The organism is Streptomyces sp. NPDC057877 (assembly GCF_042796855.1).
Taxonomy (GTDB): Bacteria; Actinomycetota; Actinomycetes; order Streptomycetales; family Streptomycetaceae; genus Streptomyces.
The window spans coordinates 302,431-320,887 of the sequence record NZ_JBHVMS010000012.1 but is presented as its reverse complement, the minus strand read 5'-3'; the positions used below and the strand labels follow the sequence as shown (position 1 = coordinate 320,887).

The following is an 18,457-nucleotide window of genomic DNA, read 5'->3' as shown; positions in this document are numbered from 1 at the left end:
GCCCCGATAACTCGCCGATATCCGCAGACACCCGCACCACCCCCGGGAAGCACTACGCAGCAGCGTACGCCCGCAGGCTAAAACAACGGCATTGCCCCTAAGGGCCTTGGTACTACTGCTCATCGTGGACTTCGACGCGGATCTCGACCCCGGACTGGGCGCCCTCGGCCCGCTGGGCGGCTACTTCGTCCTGAGGACGATCGTGGACCCGGCGCACGCCCCGCGCGCGGGGCTTTCGACACTCGCCCAGAGCTACGGCGGCACCACGTCGGATGTCCACGGTGACTGCGTCACCTTCCGCGTCCGGAAGGTGGCCCGCGCCCTGCGGGCGCCCGACGCGCGGACCGCCGCCTCGGTGGCCCAACTGGGCCTCGCCTCCCGGCTGTGGTCGGCCGCGCTCGGCTGCGCCGCCCGCACCGGGCGGATCCCCGACCTCGACCCGCGGCTGCTGCGCTGGGACCCCGACGCGAGCGCCCCCGACGACCTCTGGCTGACCGAGGTGCGCCCGCTGCCCGGCGACGCGGAGACGGTCGCGGCCACCGTGCTGCACGCCCACCTCGAACCCCTCGCCGCGCTGCTGCGCGCCCGGTACCGGATCGCCGCCGGGCTGCTGTGGGGCAACGCGGCCTCCGCGCTGACCGGCGCCGCCCGCGAACTGGACCGCTGGGCGTACGCCAACGGCCGCCCGGACGTAGCCGCCCGGGCCGGGTCCCTCACCCGGCGGCTCCTCACCCACCCCCTGCTCACCGGGACCGGCACCCTCACCGGCACCGCCTTCCGGCGCCGCAGTTGCTGTCTCTACTACCGGGTGCCCGGCGGGGGAGTCTGCGGCGACTGCTGCTTCACCCGGCCCCCCGGCGCCCCGGACCTCGGCGCCCCGGACCTCGGCGCCCCGGACCTCGGCGCCCCGGACCTCGGCGCCCCGGACCTCGGCGCCCCGGACCTCGGCGCCCCGGACCCCAGCGCCCCGGACCTCGGCGCCCCGGACCTCGGCGCCCCGGACCCCGGCGCCCCGCCCGCCCCTTGAGTCACCCGCGCCCTTCCCCCCGTACCACCTCATGGGTGACCATGAGGACACCAGCCGCCGAACCAGGGAGCCGCGGGTGCGAGTCGGACTGTTGACCCGGGAGTACCCGCCGGACGTGTACGGCGGCGCGGGTGTCCATGTCGAGTTCCTCGCCCGTGAGTTGACCTCGCTGGTCGACCTCGACGTGCACTGCTGGGGGGAGGGCCGCGGGGCGGGCGTGGTGCGCCACCGGCCCTGGTCCGCCCTGGACGAGGCCAACGACGCGCTGCGCACCTTCTCCGTGGACCTGTCGATGGCCGCCGGTCTTGAGGGCCGTGAACTGGTCCACTCCCACACCTGGTACGCCAATCTCGCCGGGCACCTCGCCAAGCTGCTGTACGGCGTTCCGCACGTGATGACCGCGCACTCGCTGGAGCCGCTGCGGCCCTGGAAGGCCGAGCAGCTCGGCGGCGGTTACGCGCTGTCCGGCTGGGCGGAGCGCACCGCGATCGAGGCCGCCGACGCGGTGATCGCCGTGTCGGGCGCCATGCGCGAGGACATCCTCGCCTGCTACCCGGCCCTGGACCCCGCCCGTGTCCACGTCGTGCACAACGGCATCGACACCGGCATCTACCGGCCCGACCCCGGCACCGACGTCCTCGAGCGCGTCGGCCTCGACCCGGACCGCCCCTACGTGCTGTTCGTCGGCCGGATCACCCGGCAGAAGGGCGTGCCCCAACTGCTCCGCGCGGTGCGGGACATCGACCCTGCGGCGCAGGTCGTGCTGTGCGCGGGCGCCCCCGACACCCCGGAGATCGACCGGGAGTTCCGGGAACTCTTCCAGGACCTGAGCGCCGTACGGGACGGCGTGCACTGGATCCCCCGGATGCTGCCGCGCCCCGAGGTGATCCAGCTCCTCACCCATGCCGCCGTGTTCGTCTGCCCCTCGGTCTACGAGCCCCTCGGCATCGTCAACCTGGAGGCGATGGCCTGCGGCACGCCCGTGGTGGCCTCCCGGGTCGGCGGCATCCCCGAGGTGGTCGCCGACGGGGAGACGGGCCTGCTCGTGCCCATGGGCGAGGAGTTCGAGAGCGGGTTGGCGCGGGCCCTGGACGCCGTCCTCGCCGACCCGGCGGCGGCCCGGCGGATGGGGCGGGCGGGGCGGGAGCGGGCGGTGGGGGAGTTCGGCTGGGACACGGTGGCGCGGCGCACGGTGCGGTTGTACGAGGAGATCCTGAAGGTGCCGTAGAACGCCCCGGGACTCTCGAACAGGCTTACTCACTCGTGCCACGGGGCACTCATCGGTCAACCAGGGTGAGGGAGGGGGCGGCCATGCGTCGTGGAGGACCTTCGGTGCTCGGGATCGTGCTGGCGGGCGGGGAGGGCAAGCGGCTGATGCCGCTGACCGCGGACCGCGCGAAGCCCGCGGTGACCTTCGGCGGCACCTACCGCCTCGTCGACTTCGTGCTCTCCAACCTGGTCAACGGCGACATCCTGCGCATCTGCGTACTGACGCAGTACAAGTCGCACTCGCTGGACCGGCACATCACCACCACCTGGCGGATGTCCAGCCTGCTCGGCAACTACGTCACCCCCGTCCCCGCCCAGCAGCGGCTCGGCCCGCGCTGGTACCTCGGCAGCGCGGACGCCATCCTCCAGTCGCTGAACCTGGTCTACGACGAACGGCCCGAGTACGTCGTCGTGTTCGGCGCCGACCACGTGTACCGCATGGACCCGCGGCAGATGCTCGCCCAGCACATGGAGTCCGGCGCCGGGGTGACGGTGGCGGGGATACGCGTCCCACGCGCCGAGTCGTCGTCGTTCGGGGTGATCACGCCCGGCTCCGACGGGACGACGGTGGAGCGGTTCCTGGAGAAGCCCGCCGACCCGCCCGGCCTGGCGGACAGCCCCGACTGCGTCTTCGCCTCCATGGGCAACTACATCTTCACCACCAAGGCCCTGATAGAGGCCCTCCAGCGGGACGCCGAGGACCCGAACTCCGTCCATGACATGGGCGGTTCGATCCTGCCCCAGCTCACCGAGCGCGGCGAGGCGCGGCTGTACGACTTCAGCGGCAACCACGTGCCGGGCGAGACCAGCCGCGACCAGGGGTACTGGCGGGACGTCGGCACCCTCGACGCGTACTACGACGCCCATATGGACCTGATCGCCGAGCGGCCCGCCTTCAACCTCTACAACCGCAGCTGGCCCATCTACACCCACTCGGGCCAGCTCTCCCCGGCCCGGTTCAACGCGGGGGGCATGGCCAGCGAGTCGATCATCAGCGCGGGGTGCCTGATCCGGGGGCAGGTCACCCGGTCCGTGCTGTCGCCGGGGGTGGTGGTCGACCCGGGGGCGGTGGTGCAGGGGTCGGTGCTGCACGACAACGTGCACATCGGGCGGGGCGCGGTGGTGCGCGGGGCGGTGCTGGACAAGAACGTCGAGGTGCCGCCGGGTGCGACGATCGGGGTGAACCCGGAGCGGGACGCCGAGCTGTACACGGTGTCCAAGGGCGGGGTGATCGCGCTGGGCAAGGGACAGCGCGTGTCGTAACCCGAATGACCGAGCCAGGGGCCCTTCACCCCGATCCGATCACCCCGATCCCGATCACTCCGATCACCCCTATCACTCCGAACACCCGATCACCCGTATTACTCGGATGGCCGAGTCACGGCCTTTTCCTGACCGTTCGGCCGCAGCCATAGCGCGTCAGTGCTTAATCTGCTGTTAACTGTGCGTAGCTTGATCGTACTTGACCGTAATCATCCCATGGCGATTGACTGCTGGTCCACCCGTCGTCATCGCGAGGCAAGCCATTGACTTCCGACCTGCTCGCACCCCTCGACCTGGCGTTCTGGAACATCGACTCCGACCGGCACCCCATGCACCTCGGCGCGCTCGGGGTCTTCGCGGCGCACTCGCCCACCGCGGGCGCCCACGCCGCCGATCTGCTCGCCGCCCGCGCCGCCGCGGTGCCCGGCCTCAGGATGCGCATCCGGGACGTCTGGGCGCCGCTCGCCTTCGGTGGCGCGGCCCGGGAGCCCGACCCCGGATTCGACCCCCTCGACCACGTCCGGCTGCACGCCCCGGCCGCCGACTTCCAGCAGGCCGCCGGACGCCTGATGCAGCGCCCGCTGGGGCGCGGACGCCCGCCCTGGGAGGCCCATGTGCTGCCGGGCGTGGACGGGGCGTCGTTCGCCGTGCTCTTCAAGTTCCACCACGCCCTCGCCGACGGGCTGCGGGCCCTCGCGCTCGCCGCCGCGGTCCTCGACCCGATCGACATGCCCGCGCCCCGGCCCCGCCCCCCGCGGCCCCCGCGCGGACTGCTCCCCGATGTGCGGCGTCTGCCCGGGATGCTGCGCGGCGCCCTCTCCGACGTGGGCCGCGCCCTCGACATCGGCACCTCGGTCGCCGTGTCCACCCTCGGCATGAAGACCACGCCCGCGCTCACCTCCGAGCCCAGCGGCAGCCGCCGTACCGCCGGGGTGATCGTCGACATCGACGACGTACACCGCATCCGCAAGGCCGAGGGCGGCACCGTCAACGACGTCCTGATCGCCGTGGTGGCCGGGGCCCTGCGCCGCTGGCTGGACGAGCGCGGCGACGGCAGCGACGGGGTGGCGCCCCGCGCCCTGATCCCCGTCTCCAAGCGCCGCCCGCGCACCGCCCACCCGCAGGGCAACCGGCTCTCCGGCTACCTGATACGGCTTCCCGTCGGCGACCCGGACCCGCTCGCCCGCCTCGCCGCCGTGCGCTGCGCGATGGACCGCAACAAGGACGCGGGGCCCGGCCGGGGCGCGGGCGCCGTCGCCCTGCTCGCCGACCACGTCCCCGCCCTCGGCCACCGGCTCGGCGGACCGCTGGTCGCGCAGGCCGCCCGGCTCTGGTTCGACATCCTGGTCACGAGCGTGCCACTGCCCGGCTTCGGCCTGCAGCTCGGCGGCAACCGGCTGACCGCCGTCTACCCCTTCGCGCCCCTCGCCCGCGGCCAGTCCCTCGCCATCGCCATCTCCACCTACCGCGGGCGCGTCCACTACGGGCTCGTCGCCGACGCCGAGGCGGTCCCCGACCTCGACGTGCTCGCCCGCGCGGTCACCGAGGAGGTGGCGGCACTCACGGCCGTCTGCGGTCCATGAGCGTCACGGGTTCACCGGCCGTCCACTGTCCATGATCATCACGAGTTTGGCGGCACGGCCCACCGCTACGTAAAATCCCCTGTTCGAATGCGGCGCGAGCGGCGCGCCACGACGGCAGACCAGGGAACGGCAGCGGCCATGACGGTGACAGACGACGGCTCGGCGACCACGGAAGCGGTGGTCCACGGCCCCGGCATCGACCCGGAGCGGCTCGCCGTCTGCCTGAGCGTGCTGGAGGAACTCGACAAGCTCGACGTCGACCACCCCGACGCGATCCTGGTCCGCCGGGCGACCTCGCACATCTACCGCACGGTCAAGCAGCGCCGCCGCCAGGAGCGCCGGGCCGCCAAGACCGCGCACGACAAGGCGGTCACCGAGGCCACCGCCACCGGCTCCGCGGAGCGCATCGACGACGAGACCGAGGGCATCCTGCCCTCCTCCAGGACCGAGGAGGGCGCGATCGCGGGGATACTCCAGCGTCCCCGCTCCTGCTACGTCTGCAAGCAGCGCTATGTCGAGGTCGACTACTTCTACCACCAGCTCTGCCAGAAGTGCGCCGCCGACAACCGCGCCCGCCGCGACGCCCGCGCCGACCTCACCGGCAAGCGCGCGCTGCTCACCGGTGGCCGCGCCAAGATCGGCATGTACATCGCGCTGCGGCTGCTGCGCGACGGCGCCCACACCACCATCACCACCCGCTTCCCCAACGACGCCATCCGCCGCTTCAAGGCCCAGCCCGACAGCGCCGACTGGATCCACCGGCTGAAGATCGTCGGCATCGACCTGCGCGACCCCGCCCAGGTGGTGGCGCTGGCGGACTCGGTCGCCGCCGCGGGTCCGCTGGACATCCTCATCAACAACGCCGCGCAGACGGTACGCCGCTCCCCGGGCGCCTACAGCGAACTGCTGGCCGCCGAGTCCGCCCCGCTGCCCGCCGGTGAACTGCCCACCGCCGAGGTGATCGGCACCTTCGGCTCCGGGGCGGTCGCCGCCCTGCCCGTCGCGGGCGGCGGCACGCTCACCGCGCAGGACGTCACCGGTCTGGCCCTGGTCTCCGGCTCCGCCTCGCTGGAGCGGATCGCCGCCGGTACCGCCATCGACGCGGGCGGTCTGGTGCCCGACCTGCACGACACCAACAGCTGGGTGCAGACGGTGGACGAGGTCACCCCCGTGGAACTGCTGGAGGTCCAGCTCTGCAACTCCACCGCGCCCTTCATCCTGATCAGCCGACTGCGCCCGGCGATGGCGGCCTCGTCCGCCCGCCGCACCTACATCGTCAACGTCTCCGCCATGGAGGGCGTCTTCGCCCGCGGTTACAAGGGCGCGGGGCACCCGCACACCAACATGGCCAAGGCCGCGCTGAACATGCTGACCCGCACCAGCGCCCAGGAGATGTTCGAGCAGGACGGCATCCTGATGACCGCCGTGGACACCGGCTGGATCACCGACGAGCGTCCCCACCCCGACAAGGTCCGCCTCGCCGAGGCGGGCTTCCACGCCCCGCTCGACCTCGTCGACGGCGCCGCCCGTGTCTACGACCCCATCGTGCGCGGCGAGCAGGGCGAGGACCTGTACGGCGTCTTCCTGAAGGACTACGCGCCCGGCAAGTGGTGAACGGCCCGGGCCGCCACCAGCTCCAGGAGTGTGCGCCAGTCCTCCAGGACACCGGCGTCCAGTCCCGGGACCATGGCCGCCTCATGGGCCTGGCGAAGGGTCAGGGCGTCGTCGGCGAGCGGGTCGCGCGCGAAGGCGGCGACCTCGGCGGGCGACATCGCCCCGCCCCGGGCGCCCGGCGCGGGGCGCAGATGACCGGGCGAGAGGGCGGCGAGATAGCCCTCGGCGCGCACATGCAGCCGCACCAGCCGGGCGACCCGCTCGCCGAGCAGCGGCCGTACGGCGTCTGCGGTGAGGTCGGCGCGCCCGGTGCCGTCGGCGGACAGTGACTCACCGATGGCGTGCACCAGCCCCGCCACCTGGAGTTCCTTGTCCGCGGGCCGACTTCGGCGCAGCAGCGCCGCGGTCCGCAGCGCGTGGTCGTGCTGATCGCAGACGTACAGCAGCTCCATCAGCTCCTCGACGCTGCGCAGTTCCATGCGTCAGTCCTCCCGCGAGACAGCCGTAGCGGTACGCCAGGCAATCACGGGCAGCTTGCGGATCGGCCAACGCCAGCCAACGAGACGTGAACTGCGCGGTCGCACACAAGGATTACGTCGAAGGTGCGTTCGATCGCCTAGCCCGGGCGGGTGTCGGGAGAGCCGTGCATCATGTAACAAACCGTCGGTGAACGGCATAAAGCGATTACGTCTCGACTTGGCATAGTTACACGTTGTTTCCAGCCCCATCGAGCGGGGGGCCGCTCATTTGGTTAATCTGTAGGCGACGGACAGCAGTACGGGGCTCCACCCAACCCACGGTCCGTCCCGGGACAAGCCGGTTCACCACGGCCCGCTCTCCCACGACTTGCCGGCGCCACCGCGTCCGACGTTCGCAATGCAGGACCCGAGTGGGCGCCGGACGGGCCGGAGCGTGGCCGGACGGTATGCCCCGAGGGTTACCCGACACATAAGGAGTGCGCGGTGACACCGGAGAAGACGAATCGCGACCAACGCCCCAAGGAACGCACGGAACGCGCGGGCCGCAGGCCGGGCGAGATCGGCAGCCTCGACGTGTGGGCCCGGTCCGCCCCCATCCGCCTCGCTGGCTACGAGGACGACCTCGCCGAGCCCCACATCCTGCCCAGCGTGGACTGACCGCGCCCGACGGCAACACCTCGCGATCGCCGATCCGCATGGGCGTGCCAGACTCACGTCCATGCAGATCAGGGAAGCCACCGACGACGACTGGCCGCACATCTGGCCCTTCTGGCACCGCATCGTCGCCGCCGCCGAGACCTACGCCTGGGACCCGGACACCTCCGAGACGGCGGCCCGCGCCCTGTGGATGAACCCGGCCAAACGGGTGTACGTAGCCGAGGACGCCACCGGCGCCGTCGTCGGCTCCGCCTACCTCACCTCCAACTACGGCGGCCCCGCCGCGCACATCGCCAACGCCGGTTTCATGGTCGACCCCGAGCAGGGCGGCCGGGGCATCGGCCGGGCCCTCGCGGAACACGTGCTCGCCGAGGCCAAGGCGCGGGGCTACCGCGGCATGGTCTTCAACGCCGTCGTGGAGACGAACCCGGCGGTCGGCCTCTGGAAGTCCCTCGGCTTCACCGTCCTGGCCACGGTGCCGGAGGCCTACGACCATCCGCGGCACGGACTCGTGGGGCTGCACGTGATGCACCGGGCCCTCTAGGGCCTGCCTGACCATTCCCGCCTGCACGCAGGGGAACCCCAAAGCGCGCACCTGACGCCGCTGAGCCGCCCCTCGGGCGACGACGGGAATGGTCGAACCGGCCCCTAGTCCACGGGCGCCGTCCGCCGCCACGGCCGCCGCCCCTCGATCCCGGCCGCCAGCCCCAGCAGCACCGGCTCCGACCCCGGCCGCCCCACCAACTGCACGGCGCCGGGCGCACCGGACGGCAGCGTGCCGAACGGCACCACCAGCGCGGGCCAGCCGGTCAGGTTCCACGGCGGTGTGAACGGCGAGTACGCGCTGTTCGCGGCGACGTTGCGCAGCCAGCCCCGTTCGTGCCAGGGGCCCGCCTTGGGGGAGCGGCGGGCGAGCGCGGGGGTGAGCAGGACGTCGTACGCGTCGAAGAACGGCTCCAGCCCGTACCGCAGCGCCTGCCGGGCCTCTCCGGACTGCGCCCGGGTGACGAAACGCCGCCCGAGTGCCGCGTGCACCCGGGTACGCCGGGCCAGCAGGCGCGGGTCGAGACCTCGGGCGTCCACCGCCGTACCCGCCGTCCAGTGGGTGAGCGCGGTGACGCCGAGTGACGCGGGGTAGGGCGGGTCGGCCCGGCGGACGAGGTGACCTGCCCCCATCAGCACGCTCGCGGCCTCCCGCGCGGCGCTCGTATACGGCTCGCTGACGGTGACTCCGGCGAGAGGGCTGCGCAGGGACAGGGCGATGCGCAGGTGGCCGGTGCCGGGTACGAACGCCCGGTCGGCCAGCACCGACAGCATCAGGGTCGCGTCCTCGACCGTCGTGGCCAGCGGGCCGTTCTCCGACATGCCGAACCAGTCACTGGTCCCCGCGGGGACCACCCCATGGCCCGGCTTGAGGGTGACGAGCCCGCAGTTGGCCGCGGGGATGCGCAACGAGCCCATGCCGTCGTTGCCGAGGGCGATCGGCACCATGCCCGCGGCCACCGCGGCGGCGCTGCCCCCGGACGAGCCGCCCGCCGAGCGGGTGGTGTCCCAGGGATTGCGGGCCGTGCCGTACGGGCCCTCCGTGGTGCCGAAGACACAGAGTTCGGGGACGTTCGTCATCCCGACGACGACGGCCCCCGCCGCCCGCAGCCGGGCCACCGTGACATGGTCCTCGGCGGCCGGGCTGTCCGGGGTCGCGGCCGAGCCGACCCGGGTGGACTCGCCGCGCACGGCCAGGTTGTCCTTGACGGCCACGGGCACGCCAGCGAGGGGGAGTTCGCCGAGGTCCGGCCGCGCGCCGGTGTCGTCCGCCTCGGCGAGCGCGCGGTCGGCGCGTACCTCGCGGAAGGCGCCGATCCTGCCGTCCAGGCGCGCGATACGGGCGAGGTGCTGCTCCACGACCTCCCTCGGCGTGACCTGCTTGTCCCGTACGGCGGCGGCGATGTCGGTGGCGGTGCGGCCGGTCCAGTCGGTCACGTGGGCTCCTCGGTCGGGGCGGTGGCGCAGGGGTGGAGGTCGGGAGGCAGGAGGCGCAGGGCGCGGGCGCGGTCCTCGGGGGTGAGGTGGGGGGTGGCGCGGGTGAGGCGGAGGAGGCCCAGGTGGGCCTCGGCGGTCGCGTGGGCGGTGATGAGGTGCTGGGCGGAGTCGAGGCGGGTGGGGGTGGGGGCGGCGGGGTCGTTGAGGATCGCCGTGAGCGTACGCGTGGCGTGTGGGCGCCAGGCTCGGTACTTGATGAGGGCCTGGGCGGCGGTGACGCGGTGGCCGGGGGTCGTCGTGGGCGGGTCGTCATCGAGGATGCGGCGGTACGCGGCCACCGCTTCGGAGCCGATGTCCAGTTCCTCCCAGGCGGAGGCCGCGGCGAGGTGGGATGCGGGGTCGGTGGTGTGGGGGCTGGAGAGGGCGAGGAGGACATCGCGGCCCTCGGCGCCGAGATCCTTGGCGAGCAGTGTGGCGGCCACGGCCCGGGCCGCGGGTGGGCAGGAGGGGTCTGTGGCCAGGGTCCGGGTGAGGGGGATGCGGTTGAGGGCGCCGCTGGTGGGGAGGGCGCGGCAGAGGGCGACGCGGAGTCGGGGTGGGGTGGTGGGGGCGGCGGCGAGGTCGTACCAGGGGCGGCCCAGGTTGCCGCGTGTCGCGTGCAGGGCCGAGATCCGGTCCGCGAGCGGCGCGGCGGGGTCTCCTGCCCAGGCGAGGAGCAGGCCGTTCAGCCGGTCGATCTCCGAGGGCTCGCGCATGAGATGGGAGATGAACCGCAGTTCGGTGAGGGGCGTGGTGCGGCGCCGGGCCACCAGGTCCAGCCACTCCGCCACGGCGGCATGGGTGTCGACCCCCGCCAGAGCGCCGGACTCCGCCTCGTACCGCTCCCCGGCCCTGTTGAAGGACAGCTTCTCCCACACGGCGGGGTAGATGCCGGAGGAGGACCGGCTGCCGATGGCCGTGTGCAGGCTCAGACGCCGCAGGGGGTCCGGGCTCAGCCCGGTCATACGGTTCTTCCACCTGGGGTAGGGGACCAGTCCGATGGTTCGGGCGGCAGCCTCGGCCCGGACCTCGGGATCGGCACCGGGGTCGTCGGCCAGCCGGTCGAGCACCGCGCGCAGCAAGGGGACGACGGCTGTGTGCCGTTGGCAGTGGCTCTCGATGGCCAGGACAGACGCCGCGGGCACGGTCTCGTCGCCGAGCAGGGCGTGCAGGCGCTCCCGCAGGGTCACGTCCGGATGCAAGGCGTCGGCGAGTTCCAGCAACTGCCACAGATGCTCGTCGAGCAGCGCGGTGTCGTCGAGGAACTGGTGCAGAGCCTCGGCGGCTCCCCGGACGTCCACCTCGGCCAGTTCCGTCAGGGCCCGGATGCGGTACGCCGTCGCCATGAAGGGATCCGCGGTGATGCGGCGCAGCAGGACCGAGGCCTGGTCCCGGCGCCCCGCGTGCAGCAGCCGACGGGCCGCCTCCTGGCGTACCCGGCTGGGCAGCGTGGGGTCACCTGCCGTCGCGGCGAGGGTGTCGCACTCCGCGGCCGGGTTCCGGGGCGGCATGGCGGCGAGGGCCAGCAGCCGGTCGTCCGCCGAGATGTCCGGTGCCGTCGCCAGGTCGGCGAGGACATCCCGTACCGAGTCCGTCTCCCCCAGACCGGCCAGGGCGCGGGCACTGTGCACGCGGTCCTCCACGGTCAGTGCCGCGTTCCGCACGCCGTCGAGGAGGATCCGCCGGTGCCTGGCGTGCTGGCCGAGTTCGGCCAGCACCAGGGCGAGTTGATTCAGGTACCAGGGCGATACAGGCTGGGCGAGCAGGGCTTCGGCACACTCCGCGGCTGCCGCGCGCTGATCGAGTTCCACGAGGCGCCCGACGGCCCGCACCCGCACATGGGCGGAGAGCCGCTCGTCCCGGGCGGCGCGCTCGACCAGATCGGCGGCCCTGGAGGCGCCGACGGCCGTGTGGACGGCGGATTCCGAGGACGCCGGGTCGGCGAGGATGTCGCAGTACAGGGACTGCTCCGCGGCCTGAGCCGCTTTCTGCGCGGACTTCCTCGACCACCAGCTCGCCTTGAGGCGGAGGTGCACGGGCAGCGAGCGGTCCGAGCAGAGCCGCAGTGCCACCTCTGGTTCGACACCGGCTTGCAGCATGCCCATGAGAAAGCGGTACTTGGGGGAGTCCGGTTTCCCCAGTGCCGGATTCTCGGCCAGCGCGTCGGTGAGTCCCGCCCACGCGTCCCGGTCCTCGACGGCCGACGCCTGGGCTCTGACCAGGTCGACCGTGTACTGGGGGAGGTCAGCCGTCCTCAACAGCTCGGCGAACGTCACCAGGCCCGTCCGCTGTTCCAACCCGAACAGCAGGCCCGCGGCCCGGCACCTGGAATCGGGCAGTTCAGCCGGATCCCGGGCAAGAGCCAGAAGACGGTGGACGGCCCCGGCGGTGTCGCCCGCGTCGGCGAGCAGCTTCGCCGCGGACATCCGTCTGGCGGCGGGCAGGTCGGGCTCGTCCGCCAGCCGGGCGGCCAGGTCCGCGGCCCGGTCCGCCTCCCGGCGCACGTAGTGGCGCAGTGCCTCGTCCCGCGCCTGGGGCGGGACGAGGCCGTCGCTGACGAGGGAGGCCAGCTCCGACGGGTCGAGCACCGCGTACAACCGGTCGAGCACGCTGCTCACGCTGAGATCGCCGACGGAGACGGTGTGGTCGTAGAGCTTGATGACCGCCCGGCTGAACCATGCCGCCAACTTCCGGTCGATCACCAGCCCGTCACTCAGGATCGTCGCGCACAGCAGCAGATCCCGCCAGCCGCCGCTGTCCACGGTCGTCCGCAGGAACTCCTTCAGCGGCATGCCCTGTTCGTGCCAGTGCGCGGCCATGAACAGGGCCATGTTGGGGCGTTCGGCCGCGATCTCCTCGCGGATGATGCGGAGCGCCTCGGGGTCCTTGGGGCTCAGCCGCTCGGCGATCGCGCACCCGGCCAGGTACTCCTGCACGGTCTGGTGCGGGAAGGACAGCTCCCCGCCCCGCTGGGTGACCAGCCCGGTGAAGGTCAGGGCGCGGAGGACCAGGTCCTTCGACGGTGCCTCGGGCGCCAGTAGTTCGAGCACCTGGTCGAGCAGGGGCCGCGCGTCCCCGCCCTGCCGCTGCTCGGCCACCCGGCGCAGCACCTCGTGCATACGGTCCAGCAGGTCGGAGGTGATGCCATGGGCCGTCGAGGCGGTCCGGTCGAGGCGTTGGGCGCCCTTGTCCCGGAGGATGCGGACGAAACGGCCGTACAGGTCGGCCGGGTTGCGCGGCAGCTCCGACAGCGCCGCCACGACGCAGATCATCGTCAGGGTGAGCGGGTTGCGGGAGACCTCGTCCAGCCGCCCGTGCCGGAGTTCACCGACCAGCTCCGTGGCCCGCCGCGCGGCGTCCGGCACCTTCAGCGCCTCGAACCAGGCCCGAGCCACCCCCTGGATCTCCAGGTCGCCGAGCGGCAGCAGGGCGTACCGCCGCAGGGCGTTCAGCCGCTCCATCTCCGTGTGCAGCAGCGACCGGCTGGCCACCACGAACCGCAGATACGGCTCTTGCGCCCACCGCTGCAGCCGCTTGATCACCTCGCGCCGGGCCTCGGGGTCCAGCACCTCGTCGAGCCCGTCGACGCACACCAGCCAGTCCACCGAGGGCAGGGGCGCGGCACCGAACACGTCCGCGGGCAGCGACCGCCGCAGTCCGGGCAGGTCCCGGGCCACCGCCGTTGCCACGGCCTCCGGGAACGGCAGGTCGAGCAGTTGGTCGGCGGCGACCCGCACCGGGAGGTACGGCGGTGCCTGCTCGGGCTCCTCCAGCCAGGCCGACGCCGCCGTGAGCGTCAGCCGCCGCAGCAGACTGGACTTGCCCGACCCCGCGCCGCCCGTGAACAGCACCTGGTGGCCGGACTCCAGCACGCTCTCCGCGGCGGTGCCGTCCTTCCCCGCCGCCCCGTCCCGCTGGGACGCCTCCTGCCGCACGTACACCCGCGACAGCGGCACGTTCCCCACATCCGTCTGCAGGGAGGCGTACGGATGCTCGTCCGCCCCGTCCCGCGCCGCCGCCAGGTAGTCCCGCAGCCGAGGACCCGGGTACCGGAACTCCCCGGCGCGCACCTGCTCGTCGGTGAGGACGCGCAGCCAGCCGACGGGGGGCTGTGAGGCCGGGCAGCGGGCCAGGATCTCCGCGACCGGCACCATGTGCGCGCTCCCCGCCGAGTCGGAGGTGACGAGCATCCCGCACACCGCCCCCGTACGGTGGTTGACCACCGGGCTGCCGCTGCAGCCCTGCCCCACCGGGGTGCCGTACACCCGCGGCATGGGCATCGCGTCGTCGAAGCTCAGCCGGGAGTCGCCCTGGTACTCCAGGGCCGCCCACTGCCCGGCGCGGAAGTCGCCGCGGGGGTGGCCGTAGGCCGCCATACGGTCACCGAGGGACACGTGAGGGGAAGTGAGGACGGGGGACAGGCCCTCAGCCTCTCCCCGCAGCACCGCCACATCCAGGCCGGTCGCCGTGCGGTAGCAGGCTGCGGAGGAGACCGTCAGCTGCGTGTCATGCCCCGTCGCCGCGATTCTGCCCCGCGCCCGGTCCGCACCCGCCACCACATGCGCGCAGGTCACCACCACACCCGGCGCCAGTACGAAGCCCGTGCCGCCCCCGCCGTCGGGGAGGTCGAGCGCGACGGTGGCGGCCTCCAGTGCGCCCTTCCAGCCGTCCACCAACTCCGTTCCCCTTCCCCTGCCGAGGAGACCCCTGTCCGGAGATCAGATGGACCGCTCATCGTAGCGGTCGGCGTGGTTCGAAACGCCCGGGACAGGGGAGCTGTACCCACATGCATGACGACCGCAGCCTCGTGGAAGCCCGTCTCCGGCGTGTCCTTGACGAACGGGTCCGCCCTGCCGTGTACCCCGCCTCCGTACCGCTCCGGGTCTCGGTGTGGGACGCCCCCGGTGAGCCGGTGCCGGTCGCCGAAGGGCTGGCCGCGTCGGCGTCACCGATCGAGGTGGGCGCCCGGTGGGGTGTGCCGTGGGGCACGAGCTGGTTCACGGTCACCGGGACGGTTCCGGAGGAGTGGGCCGGGAGGACGGTGGAGGCGGTTCTCGATCTCGGCTTCGACGAGAACATGCCCGGTTTCCAGTGCGAGGGGCTGGTCTACCGGCCCGATGGCAGCCCGGTGAAGGGCCTCAACCCGCGCAACCAGTGGGTGCGGATCGGTGCGCCCGTCGCGGGCGGTGAGGACGTACGACTCCACATCGAGGCCGCCTCCAACCCGGTCGTCCTGGGGCACCGCGGGTTCCGGCCGACCGGGCTGGGTGACAAGGAGACGGCGGGCAGCGAGCCGCAGTACACGCTCACGCGGATGGATCTCGCTGTGTTCGACGAGACCGTGTGGCGGTTGGCGCTCGACTTCGAGGTGCTGGGTGAGCTGATGGCGGAGCTGGCGGTGGACTCGCCCCGCCGCTACGACATCCTGCGCGCCGTGGACGCGGCCCTGGACGTCCTCGACCTCCAGGACGTCAACGGCACCGCCGCCCGCGCCCGTGACCGGCTCACCGGCGTCCTCGCCGCCCCGGCCGTCCCCTCCGCCCACCGGATCAGCGCGGTGGGGCATGCGCACATCGACTCGGCGTGGCTGTGGCCGTTGCGGGAGACGGTGCGCAAGGTGGCCCGTACCACCGCCAACATGACCGAGCTGCTGGACGACGAGCCCGACTTCGTGTTCGCCATGTCGCAGGCGCAGCAGTGGGCGTGGGTGAAGGAGCACCGACCCGAGGTGTGGGCGCGGGTGAAGAAGGCGGTGGCGGAGGGGCGGTTCGTGCCCGCCGGGGGGATGTGGGTGGAGTCGGACACGAACATGCCGGGGTCGGAGGCGATGGCCCGGCAGTTCGTGCACGGCAAGCGGTTCTTCCTCGATGAGTTCGGGATCGAGAACGACGAGGCGTGGCTGCCGGACACCTTCGGCTTCGCGGCCGGGCTTCCGCAGATCATCAAGGCGGCCGGGTCGAAGTACCTCCTGACGCAGAAGATCTCCTGGTCACGGACGAACGCGTTTCCGCACCACACCTTCCGCTGGGAGGGCATCGACGGCACGCGGATCTTCACCCACTTCCCGCCGGTCGACACCTACAACTGCGCGATGACAGGCGGTGAACTCGCGCACGCCGCCCGCAACTTCAGGGACAAGGGCCGGGCACGGCACTCCCTGGCCCCGACCGGCTGGGGCGACGGGGGCGGCGGCACGACGCGTGAGATGGTCGCCAAGGCGGCGCGTGTGCGGGACCTGGAGGGCTCCCCGACGGTGGTGTGGGAGACACCGTCGGCGTTCTTCGCCCAGGCGGAGGCGGAGTACCCGGAACCGCCGGTGTGGGTGGGCGAGCTGTACCTCGAACTGCACCGGGCGACCCTCACCAGCCAGGCCAGGACCAAGCAGGGCAACCGCCGCAGCGAGCACCTCCTGCGCGAGGCGGAGTTGTGGGCGGCCACCGCCGCCGTACGCACCGGGTTCCCTTACCCGTACGAGGACCTGGACCGGATCTGGAAGACGGTGCTGCTGCACCAGTTCCACGACATCCTGCCCGGGTCCTCCATCGCCTGGGTCCACCGTGAGGCCCGCGCCACGTACGAGCGTGTCGCCGGGGAGCTGAACACGGTCATCGAGGCGGCGCAGCGCGCCCTGGCCGGGGAGGGCCCGGTCCCCCTGGTCTTCAACGCGGCGCCGCACCCGCGAGCGGGGATCGCCGCGGGCGGGGCCGGGGCACCGGCTGTCTCCGGCCGCACGGCCCGCACGGCAGGCGAGGACGGCGGTTTCGTCCTGCACAACGACCTGCTGCGCGTCGAGGTCGACGCCCGCGGGCTGGTCGTCCGCGCCTACGACCTCGAGGCGGACCGCGAGACGATCGCGCCCGGCGCCGCCGCCAACCTGCTGCAACTGCACGCCGACTTCCCGAACATGTGGGACGCCTGGGACGTCGACGAGTTCTACCGCAACACCGTCACCGACCTCACCGAGGCCGAGTCGGTCACGGCCGGGGAGGACGGCGCGTCCGTGCGGGTCACACGCTCCTTCGGCGCGTCGCGGGTGACCCAGGTACTGTCCCTGCCGCCCGGCGAGCGGCGCCTGCTGATCGACACGGAAGTGGACTGGCACGAGACGGAGAAGTTCCTGAAACTGGCCTTCCCGCTGGATGTGCACGCCGAACGCTACGCCTCGGAGACCCAGTTCGGGCACGTCCACCGTCCCACCCACACCAACACCAGCTGGGAAGCCGCCAAGTTCGAGGCCTGCAACCACCGCTTCGTGCAACTGGAGGAGCCCGGGTGGGGCGTGGCCGTCGTCAACGACTCGACGTACGGCCATGATGTGACCCGCACCGTCCGCGCCGGGGACGGCGGTACGACCACCACGGTCCGCGCTTCTCTTCTGCGCGCGCCCCGTTTCCCCGATCCCGAGACCGACCAGGGCATCCACCGCTTCCGCCACGCCCTGCTACCCGGCGCGGGCATCGGCGACGCGGTACGCGAGGGCTGGCGCATCAACCTGCCCGAGCGGCGGCTGACCGGCGGAGACGAAGTGACCCCACTGGTCACGACGGATCACGACGCCGTCGTCATCACCGCCGTCAAACTGGCCGACGACGGCGGCGGCGATGTCGTCGTCCGCTTCCACGAAGCCCACGGCGGCCGGGCCCGGGCCGCGCTCACGGCCGGATTCGCGGTGGCCGGGGTCACGGCGACCGACCTCCTGGAGCGCCCCCTGCCGGACGAGACCGTGGAGCTGGACGGCGACCGGATCACCGTACGCCTGCGCCCCTTCCAGCTCATGACCCTACGGCTGCGGCGGACCTGACCCGTCGGCGAGCCGCGCCCGTAGCCACTGCTCCACCTCGCCGACGTGGGCGGCGGCTGCCGTCCTGGCCGCCTCGGGGTCACGGGCGGTCAGGGCGCGGTGGATGGCGGCATGCTCGCGCCGGGTGCGGTCGAAGGCGCCCTCCTCCTGGTAGCCGCGCCAGACGCGGGCGCGGAAGGTGCGGGAGGAGAGGCCCTCCAGGAGCGCGGCCAGGGTCTCGTTGCCCGCGGCGGCGGCGATCTCGCGGTGGAAGGCGAGGTCGTGGGCGAGGACGCGTTCGGGGTCGTCGGTCGTGTTCATCGCCGTGAGGTGCCTTTCGACCTCGGCCAGTCGGGCGGGGGTGATCCGGGCGGCGGCCAGGGCGGTCGCCGTGGACTCCAGGGTGCGGCGGATCTCCAGGAGTTCGACCAGGCGGGGGCCGCGGGACAGGTCGGCGACCACACCGAAGGTCTCCAGCAGGTCACCGGCCTTCAGCTGGGTGACGTAGATGCCGGAGCCGTGCCGGGCCTCCAGGACGCCGAGGACGGTGAGCGCGCGGATGGCCTCGCGCACCGAGCTGCGGGAGATGCCGAGCCGGGTCGCGAGATCGCGTTCGGTGGGCAGTCGCTGGCCGGGCTCCAGCTGGCCTTCGGCGATCATCGCCTTGAGGTGCTCGATGGCGCGCTGGGTGACCGTGCCCCGCTGCGGGGCCGCCGGGCCCGTCTCCGTGTCGTCGTCCACGCCGTCTCTCCTGTCGCCGGTGCGC

The 18,457-nt window shown here is 72.8% G+C and carries 12 protein-coding genes; 8 read left to right on the top strand and 4 right to left on the bottom strand.

Going from position 1 to position 18,457, the window contains the following annotated elements; translation table 11 throughout:
• The first annotated feature begins 106 nt into the window (after window positions 1-106).
• The 5 genes from ACFVQG_RS33265 (at window position 107) to ACFVQG_RS33245 (ending at window position 6,756) form a co-directional block, all read left to right on the top strand.
• On the top strand, window positions 107-1,027 hold the full coding sequence (locus ACFVQG_RS33265; protein ID WP_383390721.1) for a (2Fe-2S)-binding protein: 921 nt from the start codon (window positions 107-109) through the stop codon (window positions 1,025-1,027).
• A 76-nt stretch (window positions 1,028-1,103) separates the two neighbouring features.
• On the top strand, window positions 1,104-2,255 hold the full coding sequence (glgA, locus tag ACFVQG_RS33260) for a glycogen synthase (protein WP_383390719.1): 1,152 nt from the start codon (window positions 1,104-1,106) through the stop codon (window positions 2,253-2,255).
• A gap of 83 nt (window positions 2,256-2,338) precedes the next feature.
• Window positions 2,339-3,559 (top strand): glucose-1-phosphate adenylyltransferase, encoded by a 1,221-nt coding sequence (gene glgC / locus ACFVQG_RS33255; RefSeq protein ID WP_383390717.1) that lies wholly within the window; start codon window positions 2,339-2,341, stop codon window positions 3,557-3,559.
• Between the two features lie 263 nt (window positions 3,560-3,822).
• Window positions 3,823-5,142 (top strand): wax ester/triacylglycerol synthase family O-acyltransferase, encoded by a 1,320-nt coding sequence (locus ACFVQG_RS33250; RefSeq protein ID WP_383390715.1) that lies wholly within the window; start codon window positions 3,823-3,825, stop codon window positions 5,140-5,142.
• A gap of 138 nt (window positions 5,143-5,280) precedes the next feature.
• Window positions 5,281-6,756 (top strand): SDR family NAD(P)-dependent oxidoreductase, encoded by a 1,476-nt coding sequence (locus ACFVQG_RS33245; protein WP_383390712.1) that lies wholly within the window; start codon window positions 5,281-5,283, stop codon window positions 6,754-6,756.
• Here ACFVQG_RS33245 and ACFVQG_RS33240 read toward each other — a convergent pair.
• A complete protein-coding gene (locus ACFVQG_RS33240) occupies window positions 6,735-7,235 on the bottom strand; it encodes a metal-dependent phosphohydrolase (RefSeq protein WP_383390709.1) in 501 nt (166 codons plus the stop codon). The two genes, ACFVQG_RS33245 and ACFVQG_RS33240, sit on opposite strands and share 22 nt — an antisense overlap.
• A 483-nt stretch (window positions 7,236-7,718) precedes the next feature.
• Between ACFVQG_RS33240 and ACFVQG_RS33235 the strand changes: the two genes are divergently transcribed.
• Window positions 7,719-7,892: a hypothetical protein gene (locus ACFVQG_RS33235; protein WP_376736073.1), complete on the top strand. Its 174-nt coding sequence runs from the start codon at window positions 7,719-7,721 to the stop codon at window positions 7,890-7,892.
• Window positions 7,893-7,953: 61 nt separating this feature from the next.
• Window positions 7,954-8,436, top strand: a complete 483-nt coding sequence (locus ACFVQG_RS33230) for a GNAT family N-acetyltransferase (RefSeq protein ID WP_383390707.1) — start codon at window positions 7,954-7,956, stop codon at window positions 8,434-8,436.
• A 104-nt stretch (window positions 8,437-8,540) separates the two neighbouring features.
• On the opposite strand, the gene ACFVQG_RS33225 is transcribed toward ACFVQG_RS33230, so the two are convergent.
• Both ACFVQG_RS33225 and ACFVQG_RS33220 read right to left on the bottom strand, forming a co-directional pair.
• The gene (locus ACFVQG_RS33225) at window positions 8,541-9,872 is read right to left on the bottom strand and encodes an amidase (RefSeq protein WP_383390704.1); all 1,332 of its coding nucleotides are present in this window, start codon (window positions 9,870-9,872) and stop codon (window positions 8,541-8,543) included.
• Window positions 9,869-14,584, bottom strand: a complete 4,716-nt coding sequence (locus tag ACFVQG_RS33220; protein WP_383390702.1) for a trypsin-like peptidase domain-containing protein — start codon at window positions 14,582-14,584, stop codon at window positions 9,869-9,871. Before ACFVQG_RS33220 ends, ACFVQG_RS33225 begins: the two co-directional genes overlap by 4 nt.
• Before the next feature lie 113 nt (window positions 14,585-14,697).
• On the opposite strand from ACFVQG_RS33220, the gene ACFVQG_RS33215 reads away from it, so the two are divergent.
• Window positions 14,698-17,712: an alpha-mannosidase gene (locus tag ACFVQG_RS33215; RefSeq protein WP_383390700.1), complete on the top strand. Its 3,015-nt coding sequence runs from the start codon at window positions 14,698-14,700 to the stop codon at window positions 17,710-17,712.
• Here ACFVQG_RS33215 and ACFVQG_RS33210 read toward each other — a convergent pair.
• A complete protein-coding gene (locus tag ACFVQG_RS33210; RefSeq protein ID WP_383390698.1) occupies window positions 17,692-18,432 on the bottom strand; it encodes a FadR/GntR family transcriptional regulator in 741 nt (246 codons plus the stop codon). The two genes, ACFVQG_RS33215 and ACFVQG_RS33210, sit on opposite strands and share 21 nt — an antisense overlap.
• Between the last annotated feature and the right edge of the window lie 25 nt (window positions 18,433-18,457).